This is a genomic window from Aminobacter sp. SR38 (genome assembly GCF_014843375.1).
In the GTDB taxonomy this organism is placed as follows: Bacteria; Pseudomonadota; Alphaproteobacteria; order Rhizobiales; family Rhizobiaceae; genus Aminobacter; species Aminobacter ciceronei.
The window spans coordinates 2866721-2883988 of sequence record NZ_CP062112.1 but is presented as its reverse complement, the minus strand read 5'-3'; the positions used below and the strand labels follow the sequence as shown (position 1 = coordinate 2883988).

Annotated in this window: 15 protein-coding genes; 13 read left to right on the top strand and 2 right to left on the bottom strand. The window is 64.4% G+C overall.

Features of this window, described 5'->3' with window-relative positions; genetic code table 11:
- The first annotated feature begins 99 nt into the window (after nucleotides 1-99).
- The 6 genes from IG197_RS14045 (at nucleotide 100) to IG197_RS14020 (ending at nucleotide 7644) form a co-directional block, all read left to right on the top strand.
- A complete protein-coding gene (locus IG197_RS14045; RefSeq protein WP_246765151.1) occupies nucleotides 100-2031 on the top strand; it encodes an ABC transporter substrate-binding protein in 1932 nt (643 codons plus the stop codon).
- Nucleotides 2032-2108: 77 nt separating this feature from the next.
- Complete coding sequence (locus IG197_RS14040; protein WP_246765150.1) at nucleotides 2109-3146, top strand: ABC transporter permease; 1038 nt, start codon at nucleotides 2109-2111, stop codon at nucleotides 3144-3146.
- On the top strand, nucleotides 3143-4015 hold the full coding sequence (locus tag IG197_RS14035; protein ID WP_067955573.1) for an ABC transporter permease: 873 nt from the start codon (nucleotides 3143-3145) through the stop codon (nucleotides 4013-4015). Before IG197_RS14040 ends, IG197_RS14035 begins: the two co-directional genes overlap by 4 nt.
- A 37-nt stretch (nucleotides 4016-4052) precedes the next feature.
- Nucleotides 4053-5729, top strand: coding sequence for a serine hydrolase (locus IG197_RS14030; protein ID WP_192312667.1), 1677 nt, complete (start codon nucleotides 4053-4055; stop codon nucleotides 5727-5729).
- Between the two features lie 8 nt (nucleotides 5730-5737).
- Nucleotides 5738-6829, top strand: a complete 1092-nt coding sequence (locus IG197_RS14025) for a pyridoxal phosphate-dependent aminotransferase family protein (protein ID WP_192312664.1) — start codon at nucleotides 5738-5740, stop codon at nucleotides 6827-6829.
- 17 nt (nucleotides 6830-6846) lie between these two features.
- Nucleotides 6847-7644: a M55 family metallopeptidase gene (locus IG197_RS14020; RefSeq protein ID WP_192312663.1), complete on the top strand. Its 798-nt coding sequence runs from the start codon at nucleotides 6847-6849 to the stop codon at nucleotides 7642-7644.
- Nucleotides 7645-7691: 47 nt separating this feature from the next.
- Here IG197_RS14020 and IG197_RS14015 read toward each other — a convergent pair whose 3' ends face one another.
- Complete coding sequence (locus IG197_RS14015; RefSeq protein ID WP_192312661.1) at nucleotides 7692-8060, bottom strand: hypothetical protein; 369 nt, start codon at nucleotides 8058-8060, stop codon at nucleotides 7692-7694.
- Between IG197_RS14015 and IG197_RS14010 the strand changes: the two genes are divergently transcribed.
- The 7 genes from IG197_RS14010 (at nucleotide 8059) to IG197_RS13980 (ending at nucleotide 15101) form a co-directional block, all read left to right on the top strand.
- Nucleotides 8059-8322 (top strand): hypothetical protein, encoded by a 264-nt coding sequence (locus tag IG197_RS14010; protein WP_192312659.1) that lies wholly within the window; start codon nucleotides 8059-8061, stop codon nucleotides 8320-8322. The two genes, IG197_RS14015 and IG197_RS14010, sit on opposite strands and share 2 nt — an antisense overlap.
- A gap of 74 nt (nucleotides 8323-8396) precedes the next feature.
- The gene (locus tag IG197_RS14005; protein WP_067955562.1) at nucleotides 8397-9437 is read left to right on the top strand and encodes a PotD/PotF family extracellular solute-binding protein; all 1041 of its coding nucleotides are present in this window, start codon (nucleotides 8397-8399) and stop codon (nucleotides 9435-9437) included.
- A 194-nt stretch (nucleotides 9438-9631) separates the two neighbouring features.
- Nucleotides 9632-10456, top strand: a complete 825-nt coding sequence (locus IG197_RS14000) for an ABC transporter permease (RefSeq protein WP_192319753.1) — start codon at nucleotides 9632-9634, stop codon at nucleotides 10454-10456.
- Nucleotides 10453-11244: an ABC transporter permease gene (locus tag IG197_RS13995; RefSeq protein WP_210346867.1), complete on the top strand. Its 792-nt coding sequence runs from the start codon at nucleotides 10453-10455 to the stop codon at nucleotides 11242-11244. The genes IG197_RS14000 and IG197_RS13995 overlap by 4 nt, the downstream gene beginning before the upstream one ends.
- Nucleotides 11245-11250: 6 nt before the next feature.
- The gene (locus IG197_RS13990; RefSeq protein ID WP_192312657.1) at nucleotides 11251-12312 is read left to right on the top strand and encodes an ABC transporter ATP-binding protein; all 1062 of its coding nucleotides are present in this window, start codon (nucleotides 11251-11253) and stop codon (nucleotides 12310-12312) included.
- Between the two features lie 14 nt (nucleotides 12313-12326).
- Nucleotides 12327-13649 (top strand): amidohydrolase family protein, encoded by a 1323-nt coding sequence (locus IG197_RS13985; RefSeq protein WP_192312655.1) that lies wholly within the window; start codon nucleotides 12327-12329, stop codon nucleotides 13647-13649.
- A 42-nt stretch (nucleotides 13650-13691) separates the two neighbouring features.
- Nucleotides 13692-15101, top strand: coding sequence for a M20/M25/M40 family metallo-hydrolase (locus IG197_RS13980; protein ID WP_192312653.1), 1410 nt, complete (start codon nucleotides 13692-13694; stop codon nucleotides 15099-15101).
- A gap of 161 nt (nucleotides 15102-15262) precedes the next feature.
- On the opposite strand, the gene IG197_RS13975 is transcribed toward IG197_RS13980, so the two are convergent.
- Nucleotides 15263-17137: an adenine deaminase gene (locus IG197_RS13975; RefSeq protein WP_192312651.1), complete on the bottom strand. Its 1875-nt coding sequence runs from the start codon at nucleotides 17135-17137 to the stop codon at nucleotides 15263-15265.
- Nucleotides 17138-17268: the final 131 nt, after the last annotated feature.

Sequence of the window (17268 nt, the reverse complement as noted above, 5' to 3'; positions counted from 1 at the left end):
ATAGTCCATCCTATCTACACATTGGACAGACCGGCAAGCGCTCTTCTAGCCTTTCCGTAACGAGAAGAAGAAAACTTCCTCCGCCATCAGAAGGGAACGATGATGAAACTAGCCTTAGCGTTGGCTATGGGCATGGGGCTTGCCGTCACGGCTGCGCCTGTCATGGCCGAGACAAAGAACCCCGGCACATTCGTCTTCATGTGGACCGACGACATCCAGTCGTTCGATCCGGCCTACATTGCCAACACGCCAAGCTCCTATGGCGCGCTGAACATCTACAGCCGCCTGCTCAACTTCAACGGTTCGAAGATTTCCGAGTTCGTACCGTCGCTGTCGACGGAGGTGCCGTCGCTGGAAAACGGCCTGATCAAGCAGGGCGACGACGGTTCGGTGAGCTACACCTTCCCGATCCGCAAGGGCGTCTTTGCCCACAAGGTCGGCGTCAAGGGCGCCGACGGCAAGATCACCTGGGAGTATTACGACCAGCTGACCGACGCCCAGAAGGCGGCGATCGAGCCGGGCTACGGCCAGATCACGCCCGATGACGTGCGCTATTCGCTGCTGCGCGCCATCCTGCAGGGCCAGTCCTGGATGTCGAACGCGATTACCGAGGTGATCACGGCGGGCAAATACACCGACATCGCCAAGTGGGTGGAGACGGAAGGCAAGGTCAAGACCTTCGCCGAGGCCAGCCCCGAGACGCTGCGCAAGGTCTATGACCAGCTGTCGGAGCAGATCGTCGTCGACGGCGACAACGTCACGCTCAAGCTGCCGAAGTCGTTCCCGGCGACGCTCGGCGTCATCGCGTTGCCCTTTGGTACCTCGATCCTGGACAAGGAATGGGTCGCCTCGGTCGGCGGCTGGGACGGTTCGGGCGACAACTGGAAGGCGCACTATCGCCCGGAGCTCGGCGCCAATCCGCTGTTCGCCGAGGAAAACGGCACCGGTCCGTTCATGCTCGAGGAATGGGACCGCACCGACCGCCGCATCACGCTGAAGCGCTTCGACAACTACTTCCAGGGCCCGGCCAAGCTGGAGCGCGTGGTCATGCGCACAGTGCCGGAATGGACGACGCGGCGCCTGCAGCTCTTGTCGGGCGATGCTGATTTCGTCGCGGCTCCCGTCGAGTTCATCGACGAGCTCAGCAAGACCGAAGGCGTCAAGGTCATTGACGGCTTGCAGAAGGTGTTCTCGCGCGGCATCTTTTTCGCCTGGCCGCTCGACGACAACGACAACCCGGCGATCGGCAGCGGCAAGCTGGACGGTCAAGGCATCCCGCCTGACTTCTTCGCCGACATCGATGTCCGCAAGGGCTTCAATTACGCCCAGAACTACGACGCGCTGATCAACCAGGTGCTGCTCGGCAAGACGGTGCAGTCGCGTGGGCCGACGGTGCGCGGCATCATGGGCTACCGCCCGGATTCACCCATCTACAGCTACGACCCTGCCAAGGCCGAGGAGCACTTCAAGAAGGCCTTTGGCGGCAAGCTGTGGGACGTCGGTTTCACCTTCACCGCCTACGTGACCGAGGGCAATCCGCAGCTGACGGCAGCCCTGTCGGCGCTGCAGATGGGCCTGTCGCGCATCAACCCGAAGTTCAAGATGCAGATCCAGGCACTGCCTTGGGCGTCCGTCTCTGACAAGCTCAACAACCGCGAAAAGCCGGCGGCGCCGCTGACGGTGATGGGCTGGGGTCCCGACTATTCCGATCCGGGCGGCCCGCTCGGTGCGGCATCCTATTACCTCTCGCCCACCGGCCTCGTCGGCGGCATGGTCGGCCAGGGCTACCGCGACCTGATGGCGGAGAAGTTCAAGCCGCTGCTCGATGAGGCCTGGGCCTCGAACGACCCGGCCGTGCGTGAGCCGATCTACGCCAAGCTGCAGGACATGTCTTACGAATACGCCACCACGCAGTTCCTGTGGGAGGACTTCGGCTACGTCGTCACCCGCAGCAACATCGACGGCTATGTCGACAACATGATCCTCTACGGTGCCTGGGACTTCTACCCGGTGACCAAGGCCAACAACTGATTGGCGGCCAATACGCCGGGCGATCCCCTTCGCCCGGCGTATGGCTTGTTTTCCCCGAAACCGGAACCCGTGCACCCGTGCTGACCTACGCCCTCAGACGACTGATGATGCTGCCCATCGTCCTGTTCGCGCTGTCGTTGATGATCTTTGCGCTGCAGATGTCGCTATCGCCGACGCAGCGCCTGGCGGCCTATGCGCCGTCGCCCGACTACCTCAAGGGTGGCCAGGAAAGCATCCGCCGGATGATCGAGCAGTACGGGTTGAACGATCCCTTCTACATCCAGTATGGCCGCTGGATCGGCGGCGTGCTGACCGGCAATCTCGGCTGGTCGGAAACGGCCCGCCAGCCGGTGTCGACGGCGCTGATGTCGCTCTTTCCGGCAACGCTGGAACTGGTAGTGCTGGCGTTCATTCCGTGCCTGCTGCTCGCGGTATTCCTGGGTTCCCGCGCCGGCATCCACCTCAACCGCTGGCCCGACCACGTCATCCGCATCTTCACCATCCTGGGCTGGTCGTTTCCGGTCTATGTCTTCGGCCTGCTGATGCTTCTGGTGTTCTACTCGGCGCTCGACTGGTTCCCGCCCGGCCGGCTCAGCCAGTGGGCACAGACGACCGTCAGCTCCGGCGATTTCGTCCGCTACACCGGCGCCAACACCGTCGATTCGATCCTGAACGGCAACTGGGCGATCTTCGTCGATTCGCTGCGCCACCTGGCAGCCCCTGTCATCACGCTGACCTATGTCAACGTCGCCTCGATGACGCGGGTGATGCGTACCTCGATGCTGGAGACGCTGCGTCAGGATTATGTCCGCACCGCCCGCGCCAAGGGCCTGCCGCGCCGCGTGGTCGAACTCAAGCACGCCCGGCGCAACGCGCTTTTGCCGGTGGCGACCATCGCCGGCATGGAGCTTGCCGTCATGATGGGCGGCGTCGTCATCACCGAGACCATCTTCGACTATGCCGGGCTCGGCCAGTTCGCCGCCAAGACCGCGGCCAATCTCGACTTCCCGGCGGTTCTCGGCTTCGGCCTCTATTTCGCGGTCGTCTTGGTGCTGATGAACCTGATCGTCGACCTGATCTATCCGCTGCTCGATCCGAGGGTGAAGACGCAATGAAGTTTCTTCGCTACCTCGCGCGCAATCCGGTGTCGCTGCTCGGCGTCGTGATCCTTCTGGCCTTCGTGCTGATTGCCATCTTTGCGCCGATGCTGGCGCCGCCGCAGAGCTTCCAGCTGTCGCCCTACGACACGCCGCGCGCCGGCTTTCTGGCGACGCCGATGCCGCCGTCGCGTGATGCGTTGTTCGGCACCACGCAAGGCCAGTACGACATCTTCTACGGCGTCGTGTGGGGCACCCGCACCGCCTTCAAGATCGGCCTCGGCGTCGTTGCCATCTCGGTGCTGATCGGCACGGTGATCGGTGCTGTCGCCGCCTATTATGGTGGGCTGGTCGAAGAGGTGCTGATGCGCATCGTCGACGTGTTCATGGCTGTACCGTTCCTGATCGCCGCAATGGTGCTGACCGCACTGCTCGGCAAGGGCATCTGGCCGATCACCATCGCGCTGACAACCTTCGGCTGGATGAGCTACGCCCGCATCGTGCGCAGCGAGATCCTCAGAATCCGCGAGATGGACTACATCCACGCGGCGCGCGCCTATGGCGCCAGCGACCTCAGGCTGATCGTGCTGCACATCCTGCCCAATGCCATGTTCCCGGTGCTGGTGCTGGCGACCATGGCCACCGGCTCGATGGTGCTGTCGGCGTCCGCGCTCAGCTTCCTCGGTGTCGGCACCGAGGAAGGTTATGCCGACTGGGGCCAGTTCATCGCCTATTCGCGCAACTGGATCGTCGGCCAGCCCGGCAACCCGTTCCAGTTCTGGTACACGCTTGCCTTCCCAGGTGCTGCCGTCTTCCTGTTCGTGCTGTCGTGGAACCTTGTCGGCGACGCGTTGCGCGACATGCTCGACCCCCGCCATTCCCACTGAAATTTCCCCCATCTTTTCAGCTCAAGGAGCATTTGCCATGCCTTCCCTGTCCGCCGCATCGATCGAGCTGTTCGAGGACCTGATCCGCTACGAGGTCGAGGACAAGGCGATCCCGTCGATCTCCTATGCACTCGTCGACCGCGACGGCGTGCTGGCTGAGGGGCACATCCAGCGGAGTGACCGCCATTTCGACATGCGCGAAGACACCTGCTTCCGCATCGGTTCGATCACCAAGACCTTCACCTCGCTGGCGACGATGCAGCTTGTCGAGAAGGGGCTCGTCGACATCGATGTGGACGTTTCGACCTACCTGCCTGGCTTCCATCCGATCAACCCGTTCGCCGGCGCCGAGGGTGGTCCGCATGGTTCGGTGATCAGCCTGCGCAAGCTGATGACGCACACCTCCGGTCTGGTGCGCGAGCCGAAGAGCGGCCACTATCTCGACGCCACCCGGCCGCCGCTCGCGGATACGGTCAATGAGCTCGCCAGCTCGACGCTGAAGCAGGATCCGAGCATCGGCATCATGCACTACTCCAATGCCGGCATCGCCGTGGTCGGGCGGGTCATCGAGGTGGTGACCGGCCAGAGCTATTCCGACTATGTCTCAGAAAACATCATGAAGCCGCTCGGCATGAACCAGTCGTCCTGCGGCATGGCTTCAGGCATCCGCGAACGCTTGGCGCCGGCCGATATGTGGACTTTGGACGGCGACACGCCGGCGCCGGTGTTCAGCCTCGGCGGCTCGCCGGCAGGCAACATCTTCTCCACGACCGGCGACATGGCGCGCTACGTCCAGTGCCTGCTGCGCGGCGGCTTCAACGCCGAGGGCAACTCGATCATCTCGCCGGCCTCGCTGCGCGAGATGTGGGCGCCATTCGGCAAACGCCCCGACAGCCTTGACAAGTCGATGGCCGGATATGGCCTGTGCTACGGCGCCGGCGAGGTCGACGGCTGGGAGTCGGTCGGCCATGGCGGCGCGGTCTATGGCTATGCCTCGCACATGCTGATCCTGCCCGGTGCCGGCATCGGCGTGCTGATGTTCGCGACGCTCGATTTCGCCAACCAGATCGCCTCACGCCTCGGCGTCGATGGTCTGCGCATAGCCCTTGCAGAGCGCAAGATGGGCAAGCCGTTGCAGCGCCTGCAGCGTCCGCCCGTCATCGCCGAGGAGCAGTTCAGGACCCTGCCCGGCCACTATAGCGACGACGCCACGCAGGAGGTCGTCGAGGTCAAGGCGAAGGACGGCAAGCTCTATCTGATGGGTGACGGCGTGCCGCTGCAGATCCGACCCGTCGCCGGCAAGGATTTCGTCATCGACGGCCGTATCTATGGCCGTGGCGCCGGCTATGCGCACATGAACCTGTCCTTTCCCGAACCGGGCAAGCTGGTATGGAAGGACGCGAGCTGGACGCGCATCGAAGCGCCCGTCGACGAGACGGTGCCGGAGGAGATCGAGCCGCATCTCGGCGAGTACGGCCCAGACTTCAACATCACCTATCTCAGCTACAGCCATGGCGGGCTGAAATGCCTGATCGAGTATTTCTGCACCCACAGCTGCGAGCCGGTGGGCGAAGGGCGCTTCCGCATGCATGGCAAGCTTTATGAGGACGAAATCCTGGAGCTCGACGCCGTCGACGATCACGGCAGGCGCGGCATCCGCGTCGGGCCGATGTTTCTCGAGCGGCGCCCCTTGTCCCGGGCGGAGGCGGCCTGAGCAGCAGCATGACCGCACCTTTCAAGATGGAGTCGCCGATCGGCTCCCGCATGGTCATCGCCGGGCGCGAGGTCGACTATTACTGCGGCACCTCCTATTTCTGCCTGCACGGCCACCCCGAGGTGATCGAGGCGGCCTGCGCTGCCACCAGGCAGTATGGCATGGGGCCGGGCACGCTGGCTCACATGCAGGTCTATGCCGATTTGCAGGAGCGGCTGCGCCAGTGGTTCGGCACCGAGGAGGTCGTCTACATGATATCGGGCTACACCAGCCCGATGGTGCTGCTGCAGGGGCTGCGTGAGGATTTCGACCTCGTCTTCATCGATGCCGCGACGCATTACAGCACCCGCGACGCGATCCCGACGCTGGGCAAGCCGGTGCATGAGTTCCGCCATGGCGATGCCAATGACCTGGCAGAGCAACTGGCGCTGCATGTCGGGGTCGGGCAGAGGCCGGCCGTGCTGACTGACGGGGTGTTTCCGTCCTCCGGCCGGTTGGCGCCGCTCAACGACTTCAGGCAGGCGATGGCACCTTACGACGGCGCGTTGCTGTGCATCGACGATTCCCACGGTGTCGGCGTGCTCGGCGAGACCGGGCGCGGGTCGCTGCAGCATGCCGGGCTCGAAGGCGAGGGCAACTTCCTCGCCGGCACGATGAGCAAGGCGTTTGGTGCGCTGGGCGGGGTCGTTCCCGGCGACGCGATATTGGCCGAAAAGATCACCCGCAACGCGATGATCATGCGCGGCGCCTCACCCGCACCGCCCGGATTGGCTGCCGCCGCCGCAGCGTCGTTGCGGATCCTGCAGACGACGGACAGGCGTTCCAGGCTGTCCCGCAATGTCAGCCGGATGCGCAGCGGCCTGCGCGGCCTCGGCTTCGAGGTCGCCGACACGCCGGTGCCGATCGTCACCATCAAGGGCGTCACCGACCTCGAACTCCTGCGCGATCGTCTTGCCGAGCGCGACATCATCGTCAGGGTCCAGCAGCCGGGCGGCTATTCCGACGCGTCAGATGTGCCGAGCATGCGGCTGGCGGTGTTTTCCGAGCATTCTCCCGACCAGATCGACCGGCTGCTGCGGTCGATGGCTGAGCTTCTCTAGAACCGAGGATTACGATCATGAAGGTGTTCATCAGCGCCGACATCGAAGGCACCGCCGGCATTACCGTGTGGGACGAGGCCCGCAAGGGACATGCCGCCTACGAAGAATTCCGCGAATACATGACCGACGAGCTGGTGGCGGCCTGCGAGGGCGCCAAGGCTGCCGGCGCGAAGGAAGTGCTGGTCAAGGACGCGCATTCCACCGGGCGCAACCTGATCCTGTCGAAGCTGCCGGCCTATGTCACGATCGTCAGGGATTGGAGCGGTCACCCGGATATGATGATGTTCGGCATCGACGACAGCTTTTCGGCGGCGCTTTACACCGGCTATCACAACAAGGCTGGCACCGACACCAATCCGCTGGCGCATACGCTGACCGGCACCGTATCGCGGCTCCTGATCAATGGCGAGGTGGCATCCGAATACACGCTCAATGCGCTTTGTGCGGCGCGTTATGGGGTGCCGTCGGTGTTCCTGTCAGGCGATGCCGGCATGTGCGCGGAAGCCAAGCTTCTGGTGCCGCGCATCGGCACGGTTGCGACGAGCGAGGGGTTTGGCCCGGCCACAAGATCGCTGACCCCAAAAGCCTCGGTCGCTGCGATCCGCGCCGGCGTCGAGGAAGCGCTGTCGCGCGACCTCAAATCCTGCCTGCCGAAACTCGCCGACAGTTTCGAGCTGGTGGTCGAATACACCAACCCGCACGAAGCCTATCGCGCCAGCTGGTATCCCGGCGTCGAGCATCCGGCGCCGCGCACATTGCGCTTCCGCGCCAGTGATTTCTTCGAGATCCAGCGCGCCATTCGATTCATCGTGTAGCGGAAACGCATATGGCCGGCGGCGCCTGAACGGGCGCGCCAGTCGCTTCATCGCAGCCTCCTCTGTTCGGCCCGGGGCGAGTGGCAAGCATCGCGCATTAGGCGCGAGCTTGTCCGACGCTCCGTCCGGAGGAATGGCGAGCATGCGGGCAACGATGCTCTTGCGGAGCCGGCGCCGGTCTTCGGCGTCGTTAGCGCGCGAAGGGCGATGGTGGTCCAATGATGGAACGGACAATGGAACGGGATCGTCCACGCACAGTCGGCGGTCAACATCACGGCGCTACCGACCAGCCTGAGCTCGGGATCTTCATCGAGCGCCGCCACCAGGCGACCGACATGAGCCGGCTCGGAAATGGCGTTGGCGTCGAGTCTTACGATGATGTCGGTGGGGGGCGCCTCGATGCCGAGGTTGGCCATGGCGGCAGTGCTGATGTTGGTCGGATGGATCGCCAGGGATGCGGGGATCGCGGCGGGCGGCTCTGTCGAACAGCTCCTTCTGGCCAGTAAGGTCGACGACGATGAATTCAAGATCACGAAAATCCTGGGCGAGGATGCTGTCGCCCGCGGCAACGTTGACTTGACCACCGAACATGGTCGGCAACGCCAGAAAAGCGCCTATCCGCCTCAGGATGCAGCAGATTTTGATGTGCGTTGCACAACATTTGGAGTTGCACCTTAGCTGTCACGAAAATAGGCTCAATTGTCCCTCCGTGCGCCCCCAGGTGCCAGGGCGTCAAACAACAGAGGCTTTCCATGACACGATTTCACACCCTCCTCGCGGCTGGAGTTGCCGGCCTCGCGACGACCCTCGTCGCTGCGCCGGCGTTCGCCCAGGGCAAGACCCTGACCATCTCCTGGTGGGGCTTCAACGGCGACAAGCTTGACGAGTACATCGTCAAGCCGTTCAAGGAGAAATGCGGTTGCGAGATCGTGTTCGAGACCGGCAACAACGCCGACCGTCTCAACAAGATCAAGATCCGCAATGGCGAGGGCGTCGACGTCGCCTACTTCACGGATGCCTACTCGCAGATCGGCATCAAGGAAGGCCTGTTCCAGCCGATCGACAAGTCCAAGGTGCCGAACCTTGAAGGTCTCTACGATCTTGCCAAGGCACCGCAGGGCGAATTCGGCCCGGCCTACACCATCGGCCGCGTCGGCGTGATCTACGACAGCGCCAAGGTCAAGGCGCCGATCACCTCGTGGAACGACCTCTGGAAGGAAGACTTCAAGGCCTCGCTGTCGCTGCCCGGTATCACCACCACCGCCGGCCCGATGGCCGTCATGGTGGCCGGCACCCACGCCGGCGTCGACGCCTTTGCCGATGCCGACGCCGCCTTCAAGGCTGTCGAGGCGCTGAAGCCGAACGTCGTCAAGAACTACAACACCGGCTCCGAGCTGGTGAACCTGTTCTCAACCGGTGAAATCTCGGCGGCTGTCGCGCAGGACTTCACGCTGGCCCAGATCCAGGCCGCCGTGCCCACCGCTGCATGGGCCAATCTCTCTGATGGCGCGATCGCAACGCTGAACACCATCAACATCCCGAAGGGCGCCGCCAATGTCGAGCTGGCGCATGAGTTCATCAACTTCGTGCTGTCGAAGGAAGTGCAGCAGAAGACCGCCGAGAACGGCGTCGATGCGCCCGTCGTCAAGGCCGTCGAGCTGACGCCCGAGCAGGCCAAGCTGTGGACCTACGGCGCCGACATGATCGCCTCGCTGAAGCAGGTCGACTACGAGAAGATGAACACGGCCAAGACCGAATGGGTCGACCGCTGGAATGAAGTGTTCGGCATGTAATTGCTTTCAGGGCGGGAAGGCATGGCTTTCCCGCCCGCCACTGTGTGCCGGGGGCAACGCCCCGGACGTTTTCTTGCCGCTGTCACAGCCCTTGCGGCATTCTGCGCCTTTCGCGGCCGCCCGATGAGGGGTAGCACGCCGCAACAAGATCTCCCGGACGCCATCTGTCCGTGGAAACTGGAAGAGATTTCATGCTGAAACGCTTTGCCGGATGGTGGCTCGCAGGGCCGGCTACGCTGGCCGTATTGGTGTTCCTGATACTGCCGGTGGCCGCGACCATCGCCACGACCTTCGGCGAGGATGGCGGCATCTTTGCGCCCTACATCGCCTTCTTCAACAGCGGCTTCCGCCGCACCGTGCTCTGGCGCACCATCGAGATTTCGCTGGCGACCACAGCGATTTCGCTCGTCGTCGGCTTCCTCACCGCCTATGTCGTGTCGAAGTCGCCGGGCAAGCTGAAGAGCCTTCTGATCATCGCGGCCGTCTTCCCGCTGTTGACCGGTGTCGTCGTCCGCTCCTTCGCCTGGCTGATCATCCTCGGCAAGAATGGCATCCTGAACAATTTCCTGGTCGGCATCGGCGCGATCTCAGAGCCGCTGTCGATGCTCTACACGCAAGGGTCGGTCATCGTTGCGATGGTCTATCTTTTCGTGCCGCTGATGATCCTGACGCTTGTTGGCGTGCTGGAGAACATCCCCGACGACATCGTCCAGGCCTCGTCATCGCTTGGCGCCACGCCGGCGGCGACCTTCCGGCAGGTCATCCTGCCGCTCGCCGTGCCCGGTCTGATCGTCGGCGCCGTTCTCGTCTTCACCGGCTCGTTCACTGCCTACGCCACGCCCCAGCTGCTCGGCGGCGAGCGCCAGATGGTGATGGGCACGCTGATGTACCAGCGTGCCATGGTGTCGTTCGACTGGGTCGGCGCTTCCACAATCGCGGCAATCATGGTGGTGATCACTGTCGCCGTCGTTCTTGCCATGAGCCGCGTTGCGCGGCGTCTCAACCCGATGGCGACATGATGACCAGCCGTATCAATCCCCTGCTCATCCTGTTCACCGTCCTGGTCTACATCTTCCTGATGGGGCCGCTGATCATCGTGCTTGGCGCCTCGGTCAGCGACACCACCTATCTGACCTTCCCGCCGCAAGGCCTGACTTTGCGCTGGTTCGAGAACATCTTCGAGATCAGCGCCTTCAAGCGCACCATCATCACCAGCCTCCAGCTCGCTTTCCTGGCGACGGGACTGGCGCTGTTGATCGGCATTCCGGCGGCCTATGCGCTCAACCGCTACCGCATCAAGCTGCCGTCCTGGCTGTCGACCGTCTTTGTGCTGCCGATCCTGGTGCCCGAGATCGTGCTCGGCTTCTCGTTGCTGAAATCGGTGGCGGTGGGCATGCAGACGCCGATCTTCCTGACGCTGCTCGTCGGCCACATGCTCTTGGTGCTGCCCTATTGCGTGCGTGTCGTTTCGGCGAGCCTCGCCTCGTTCGATTTCTCGATCGAGGAAGCCGCCGTCAGCCTCGGCAGCCCGCCGGTGAAGACCTTCTTCACCATCGTTTTGCCCAACGTCCGCTCTGGCGTGATCGCGGCCTTCATCCTGGCCTTCATCACCTCGATCAACGACGTGTCGACGTCGCTGTTCCTCACCGGACCCGGCGTCTCGACGCTGCCGATCCAGATCCTCGCCCATGTCGAGCAGTTCTTCGATCCGACGATCGCGTCGGTGTCGGTGCTGCTGATGCTGCTGACCGTGGCAGTCATGGCCATCGTCGAGCGCACGCTCGGCCTCACCTTCCTTGCGAAGTAGACCCATATGACCCAGGCACTTACAGTCCAGAATCTCACCGCCCACTACGGCGCCACCAAGGTGCTGGAGGACCTGTCGCTCTCGGTCGGCAAAGGCGAGCTCGTCTCGCTGCTCGGCGCCTCGGGCTGCGGCAAGACGACGACGCTGCGCCTCATCGCCGGCTTCCTCGAGCCGACCTCCGGCTCGATCCGCCTTGGCGACAAGGACCTGACCCGGCTGCCGGCCTACAAGCGTGACATCGGCCTGGTGTTCCAGAACTACGCGCTGTTCCCGCATCTCTCGGTGCTCGACAATGTCGGCTTCGGATTGAAGCAGCGCGGCGTGGCTCCTGGTGATCGCGAGAAGCGCGCCAGGGCAATGCTCGAACGCGTCGGCCTGTCGCAGCTCGCCGATCGCCTGCCGGGCGCGCTCTCCGGCGGCCAGAAGCAGCGCGTGGCGCTTGCGCGTGCACTCGTCATCGAGCCGCCGCTTTTGATGTTCGACGAGCCGCTGTCCAACCTCGATGCCAAGCTGCGTGTCGACATGCGCGTCGAGATCCGCCAGCTGCAGCGCGCCAATGGCACCACCTCGGTCTATGTCACCCACGACCAGGAAGAGGCGTTCTCGATCTCCGACCGCGTCGCCATCATGAATGCCGGCCGCATCATGCAGTTCGACACGCCCGAGACGCTGTACCAGCGCCCGGCCAATACGTTTGTCGCCCGCTTCGTCGGCTTCGAGAACCTGGTGCCGATGAAGGTTTCCGCACGCGACGGCGCTGAAGTGACGGCCGTGACCGATGACGGATCGCAGCTCAAGCTGTCGCAGGACCGTTTCGGCGCGATCCCAGACGTGTTTGTGCTGGCCGCACGCGCGGATGGCCTGGCCGTCTCGACGGACGCCAACGCCGAGGGCATTCCCGCAACGCTTGGCCTGCGCACCTATCTTGGTCGCGCCTACCAGTACCAGGCGGACACTGCTGCCGGCCAACTGATCGCCAACGGCTCGCTGTCGGCGCCGCTGGAACCGGGCACGCGGGCCAAGCTGGTGCCGGTGCCCGACCAGTGCTGCGTGCTGAAACCGGAGTGACCCGAGGAGCGACCATGTCCATCCTCATCACCAACGCCACCGTCCTCCCCTGCACGGAGGACATGCCCGTCGTCGACAAGGGCTGGGTCCATGTCGAGGGCGAGGTCATCAAGGCCGTCGGCGTGGGCGAGGCCCCCGCAATTGTCGGCGCGGAAATTGTTGACGCCGGCGGCGATGTCGTCATGCCCGGCATGGTCAACCCGCATTGCCACATGGCGATGACGCTGTTCCGCGGCCTCGGCGAGGACGTCGACGACCGGCTCTACCGCTACATCCTGCCCTTGGAACGCAAGTTCGTGCGGCCCGAGGCAGTGCGTGCGGGAACGGCACTTGCCGCGCTCGAGCTGATCGAGGGTGGCGTCACCACAGTCGCCGACATGTATTACTTCGAGACCGAAGTCGCGCGGGTTGTGGCCAATGCCGGCATCCGCGGCGTGCTGGGCCAGACCATCGCCGACTTCGATCCGCCCGACCACAAGTCGGTCGACGAAGGTTTTGCTCTCACCGAACAACTCGTCGCCGAATTCGCCGGACATTATAGGGTCATCCCGTCGATTGCCCCGCATGCGCCCTATTCGACCGGCATGACGACGATGGAGCGCATCGCCCGCTGGGCGGACGACCATCCCGACGTGCCTGTGCAGATGCATCTGGCCGAGAGCGATGCCGAGATGGCGTGGGCTGAAAAAACCCACGGCATGCGACCGATCGAGGTCGTCGAGAAGGCGGGCCTGCTGCGCCGGGGCCTGATCTGCGCGCACTGCCTGCATGTCGATGAGACCGACATCGAGCGCATGGCGCATGCAAAAGTCTGCGTCGCCCACAATGCCCGCTCCAACGGCAAGGCCGGGCGCGGCATCGCACCCGTCGAGGCGATGCGAAAGGCCGGCATTCCGGTGGGGATTTCGACCGATGGCGCGATGAGCGGCAACACGCTCGACCTGTTCTCGCAGTTCGCGCCGGTGTCGATGTTCCAGAAATTGCTCGGCCACAGCCGCAAGCCGATGGCCTCGGTCGACGTCGTGCGCATGGCGACCCGCGATGGCGCCAAGGTGCTGGGCCTGGATGCAAAGGTCGGCTCGCTCGAGCCGGGCAAGCAAGCCGATCTCATCCGCGTCAGCCTGGCCTCGCCGCGCCAGCAGCCGGTCTATGACATCTATTCCACGCTGGTCTTCGCCACCCTGCCGACCGACGTGTGCGACGTCATGGTGGGCGGCGACTGGCTGATGCGCGGCCGCGAGGGACTGAGCCTCGAACGCAAGAAGGTGCTGCGCGACGCGCTGCAGGTGGCGCAGAGCTTCAAAGCCGAGATGGCCCGCATCGACGCTGCGGGCTGAGGTCCGGACGAGCGTCCGGGACGTAGAGGGAAGGACAAAGCAATGAACCGATCAGAAGCCTCGACGCATCTCGACAAGGTGCTCGCCAATGTCGACGCCAATATCGACGCAAGCCTTGCGCGCCTGTTCGACCTGATCCGTATTCCATCTGTCTCGACCGATCCGGCGCATGCCCCGGACTGCAAGCGCGCCGCCGAATGGCTGAAGAAAGAACTCGGCGAACTCGGCTTCGACGCCTCGGTGCGTCCGACCGCGCGCCACCCGATGGTGGTCGGCCACGACCGCACGGGGCAGGGGCCGCATGTGCTGTTCTACGGCCATTACGACGTCCAGCCCGTCGATCCGCGTGGTCTGTGGCACTCCGACCCGTTCGAGCCGAAGCTCGTGCCGCAGCCCGATGGCGAGACCCACATCGTTGCCCGCGGCGCCTCCGACGACAAGGGCCAGCTCTTGACCTTCGTCGAGGCGTGCCGCGCCTGGAAGGCCGTCGCCGGCAGCCTGCCGATCCAGGTGTCGGTGCTGTTCGAGGGCGAGGAAGAGATCTCCAGCCCGAGCCTGCCGCCCTTTCTCGACACGACCGGTGCCGAACTCAAGGCTGATGTCGTGCTCGTCTGCGACACCGACATGTGGGACGCCGAGACGCCAGCGGTGACCACCATGCTGCGCGGCGTGCTGAAGGAGGAGATCGTTATCTCCTGCTCCAACCGCGACCTGCATTCGGGCATCTACGGCAACGCCGCGCGCAATCCCTTGCAGGTGCTGTCCGACATCGTCGCCAGCCTGCGCACGCCAGACGGCGGCGTGGCTGTCCAAGGTTTCTACGACGGCGTCACCGAACTGCCCGACGCCATCAAGGCGCAGTGGCAGCGCCTGCCTTTCGACGACAAGGGCTTTCTGGGCGATATCGGCCTCTCGATTCCCGCCGGCGAAAGCGGCCGCTCTGTGCTCGAGCAGGTCTGGGCACGCCCGAGCTGCGAAATCCACGGCATCATCGGCGGCTACACCGAAGAAGGCTTCAAGACGGTCATACCGGCCAAAGCGCAGTCCAAGATCTCCTTCCGCCTCGTCGCCGGCCAGGATCCGGAAAAGATCCGCGATGCCTTCCGTGCCCATGTCCGCGCCCACATCCCGGCCGATTGTTCGGTCGAGTTCATCGACCACGGTGCGAGTGCCGCGACCGTCATGCCGATCGACGGCGCGTTTCTCACCAAGGCGCTCGGCGCGCTGACCGAAGAGTGGGAGCGCGAGGCGGCAGTGGCCGGCAGCGGCGGCTCGATCCCGATCGTCTCCGCCTTCAAGGAAAAGCTCGGCATGGATTCTTTGCTGATCGGCTTCGCCCGCTTCGACAATCGCATCCACAGCCCGAACGAAAAATACGACCTTTCGAGCTTCCGCAAGGGCATCCGGTCCTGGGCCCGCATCCTCGCGGCGTTTGCGCACGACAAGGGCTGAGGCTGCAGGTGGGGCGTCCTTCGACGCTCGCCCGCTGATGTTTCACCAGTTCCGGAGCGGCGGGCGATTGGCTTTTCCTCGCCCCCGCAAAGCGGGGGAGAGGTGGCACGGCGAAGCCGTGACGGAGAGGGGGCGCCTCGAAGGACGCACCAAAGTCTCGCCTACCAAACCACCTTGTGGCTCTCACCCGTCTGCACGTTCACGAACCCCTCGGGCACCGCATCCGTCGGCGCCACAAGCACCCAGCGCCAAGGTGCGCAGGTCAGCGTGGCGAACTGCAGGCGCTCGGGGAAGCCGGGGAACCAGCGCGGCGAAAACGTTGGTTCATAGAGCCAGTCGATCTTGTTGGCTTCTGCATAGAGCGCCTCCATCTCGGCATCGAGCGCCTCGGCCGGGCGGTTGGTCATCAGGCCGCCGACCTCGTAATGCACGTCGGCGACGACCTTGCCTGATGTGACCAGCGCCCAGCCGCCCTGGTTCTGCGAGATGCGGTTGACCACCTCGGCCATGGCGGCATCGGACGAGCCGACGACCCAGATGTTGTGCTGGTCGTGCGCCACCGTGCAGCCAACGGCCGTGTCAGGCGTCTTCGGGCCACAGCCGAGCCAGAACATCTTGGCGACGCGGCCCTTGCCTGAATAGCGGTCGACGACGGCAAATTTGGTTATGTTGCGGTCGCTGTCGCGCTGTACGGCGCCATCGGCCACCGGAAGTTCCGTGGTGATGAAGTTGTCATCCCAGTGGAATGGGCGCAGCAGTGCCGCCTGCATCGTCGCGCGGCCCGGCTCGGCAGCGACGGCGAAGTCTGCGGCGGTCAGCTTGCGGCCGACATTGACCGTCTTCGTCGCCCAGTCAGGCCAGTCGATGGCAGGCAGGTGGCCGGTGAAACGCTTGCCCTCGGACACCTGTTCGCCATCGGCCCAGACCTCCGCGATCGACACGGTCGCTGCCTTGTCGAGCAGCACCATGTCGGCGAAGCGGCCGGGGGCGATGGAGCCGACAAACGGTGTCAGCCGCATGTGCCGCGCCGGGTTGATCGACACGCATTGGTAGGCGATCTCCGGCGCCAGCCCGCTTTCGATGGCGAGGCGGACATTGTGGTCGGTCGCGCCCATTTTCAGCGTGTCGGAGGCGCTGCGGTCGTCGGTGGCGAAGGCCACCTGGCTCCAGTCGCGCAAGCCGCGTTCGAGCAGGCCCTTGATGATGTCGGGCATCGAATGCGGGCGGACCTCGATGAAAACGCCGTGCCGGAGCTTGTCCCATGCCTCCTCGGGCGTCCACGCTTCGTGGTCGGAGGACAGGCCGGCGGCGGCGAACGCATTGATCGACGGCAGGTCGCGCAGGCCGGCGCCATGGCCCTCGACCACGCCGCGCTTCTCGAATGTCGCCTGGATCATGCCCCAGAGCCTGCCATAGGACGGGTTCTCGGGGTTCCAGACGGCCGGCCAGTCCATGACCTCGTCGAGGCCGGCGACCATCGTGCTCTCGCCGAGGAAGCCGATCTGCTCGGCATAGCCGAAATGGCCGCCGCCGCCTTCATAAGCCGTCGGCGGAACCGCCGAGCCGGGCAGCGGAAAGATCTTCATCGGCGAGCCGGCACGGCGCGCCGTCAGCCAGAATTCGAGATTGTTGGTGCCGTTGACGTTGGAAAATTCGTGGCTCGCCTCGCAGGTCCAGGTGTTGCCACGCGGCATGACAAGGGCTGTCTCGTGCTCTGGCGTCAGATGCGAGCTTTCGATGTGCTTGTGCACCTCGCCGAAGCCCGGCACCGCCGCAAGATGCGTGCGGTCGATGGTCTCACGCGCCGTGCCCGCGAAGCTGCCGGCGGGGCCGACATAGGCGATGCGGCGGCCGCGGATCGCCACCTCGCAATCGTCCATCCAGGTGCCGGTGTGCACGTCGAGCACGCGGCCGAGCTGGACGAGGCGATCGGCTTCGCGCTTGCCGAGGGCAACAAGCACGAGGTCCTGCCTGATCAGGATTTCGTCGGCGGGATCGATGAGGAGGTCGGCGGGCAAAGGAGCTGTCTTGGTCATGGCCTCGCCTCTACTGCATCACCAGCGAAATCGGAACCCGTTTCCACTGTGCCAGCAGTGAGCGGTCGAGCGGTGCTGGGACAAGCATTTCGGCTTGATTCCCCTGATGCGATGATGTGAAGCCAGACGGA

Excerpts from the sequence above, each read along its gene's own strand:
- IG197_RS14035 (WP_067955573.1), top strand. The coding sequence starts at position 3,143 with ATGAAGTTTCTTCGCTACCTCGCGCGCAATCCGGTGTCGCTGCTCGGC.
- IG197_RS14005 (WP_067955562.1), top strand. The coding sequence starts at position 8,397 with ATGACACGATTTCACACCCTCCTCGCGGCTGGAGTTGCCGGCCTCGCG.
- IG197_RS13975 (WP_192312651.1), bottom strand. The coding sequence starts at position 17,137 with ATGACCAAGACAGCTCCTTTGCCCGCCGACCTCCTCATCGATCCCGCC.
- IG197_RS14025 (WP_192312664.1), top strand. The coding sequence starts at position 5,738 with ATGACCGCACCTTTCAAGATGGAGTCGCCGATCGGCTCCCGCATGGTC.
- IG197_RS14030 (WP_192312667.1), top strand. The coding sequence starts at position 4,053 with ATGCCTTCCCTGTCCGCCGCATCGATCGAGCTGTTCGAGGACCTGATC.
- IG197_RS14015 (WP_192312661.1), bottom strand. The coding sequence starts at position 8,060 with ATGGCCAACCTCGGCATCGAGGCGCCCCCCACCGACATCATCGTAAGA.
- IG197_RS14045 (WP_246765151.1), top strand. The coding sequence starts at position 100 with ATGATGAAACTAGCCTTAGCGTTGGCTATGGGCATGGGGCTTGCCGTC.
- IG197_RS14010 (WP_192312659.1), top strand. The coding sequence starts at position 8,059 with ATGGCGGCAGTGCTGATGTTGGTCGGATGGATCGCCAGGGATGCGGGG.
- IG197_RS14020 (WP_192312663.1), top strand. The coding sequence starts at position 6,847 with ATGAAGGTGTTCATCAGCGCCGACATCGAAGGCACCGCCGGCATTACC.
- IG197_RS13990 (WP_192312657.1), top strand. The coding sequence starts at position 11,251 with ATGACCCAGGCACTTACAGTCCAGAATCTCACCGCCCACTACGGCGCC.
- IG197_RS13985 (WP_192312655.1), top strand. The coding sequence starts at position 12,327 with ATGTCCATCCTCATCACCAACGCCACCGTCCTCCCCTGCACGGAGGAC.
- IG197_RS13980 (WP_192312653.1), top strand. The coding sequence starts at position 13,692 with ATGAACCGATCAGAAGCCTCGACGCATCTCGACAAGGTGCTCGCCAAT.
- IG197_RS13995 (WP_210346867.1), top strand. The coding sequence starts at position 10,453 with ATGATGACCAGCCGTATCAATCCCCTGCTCATCCTGTTCACCGTCCTG.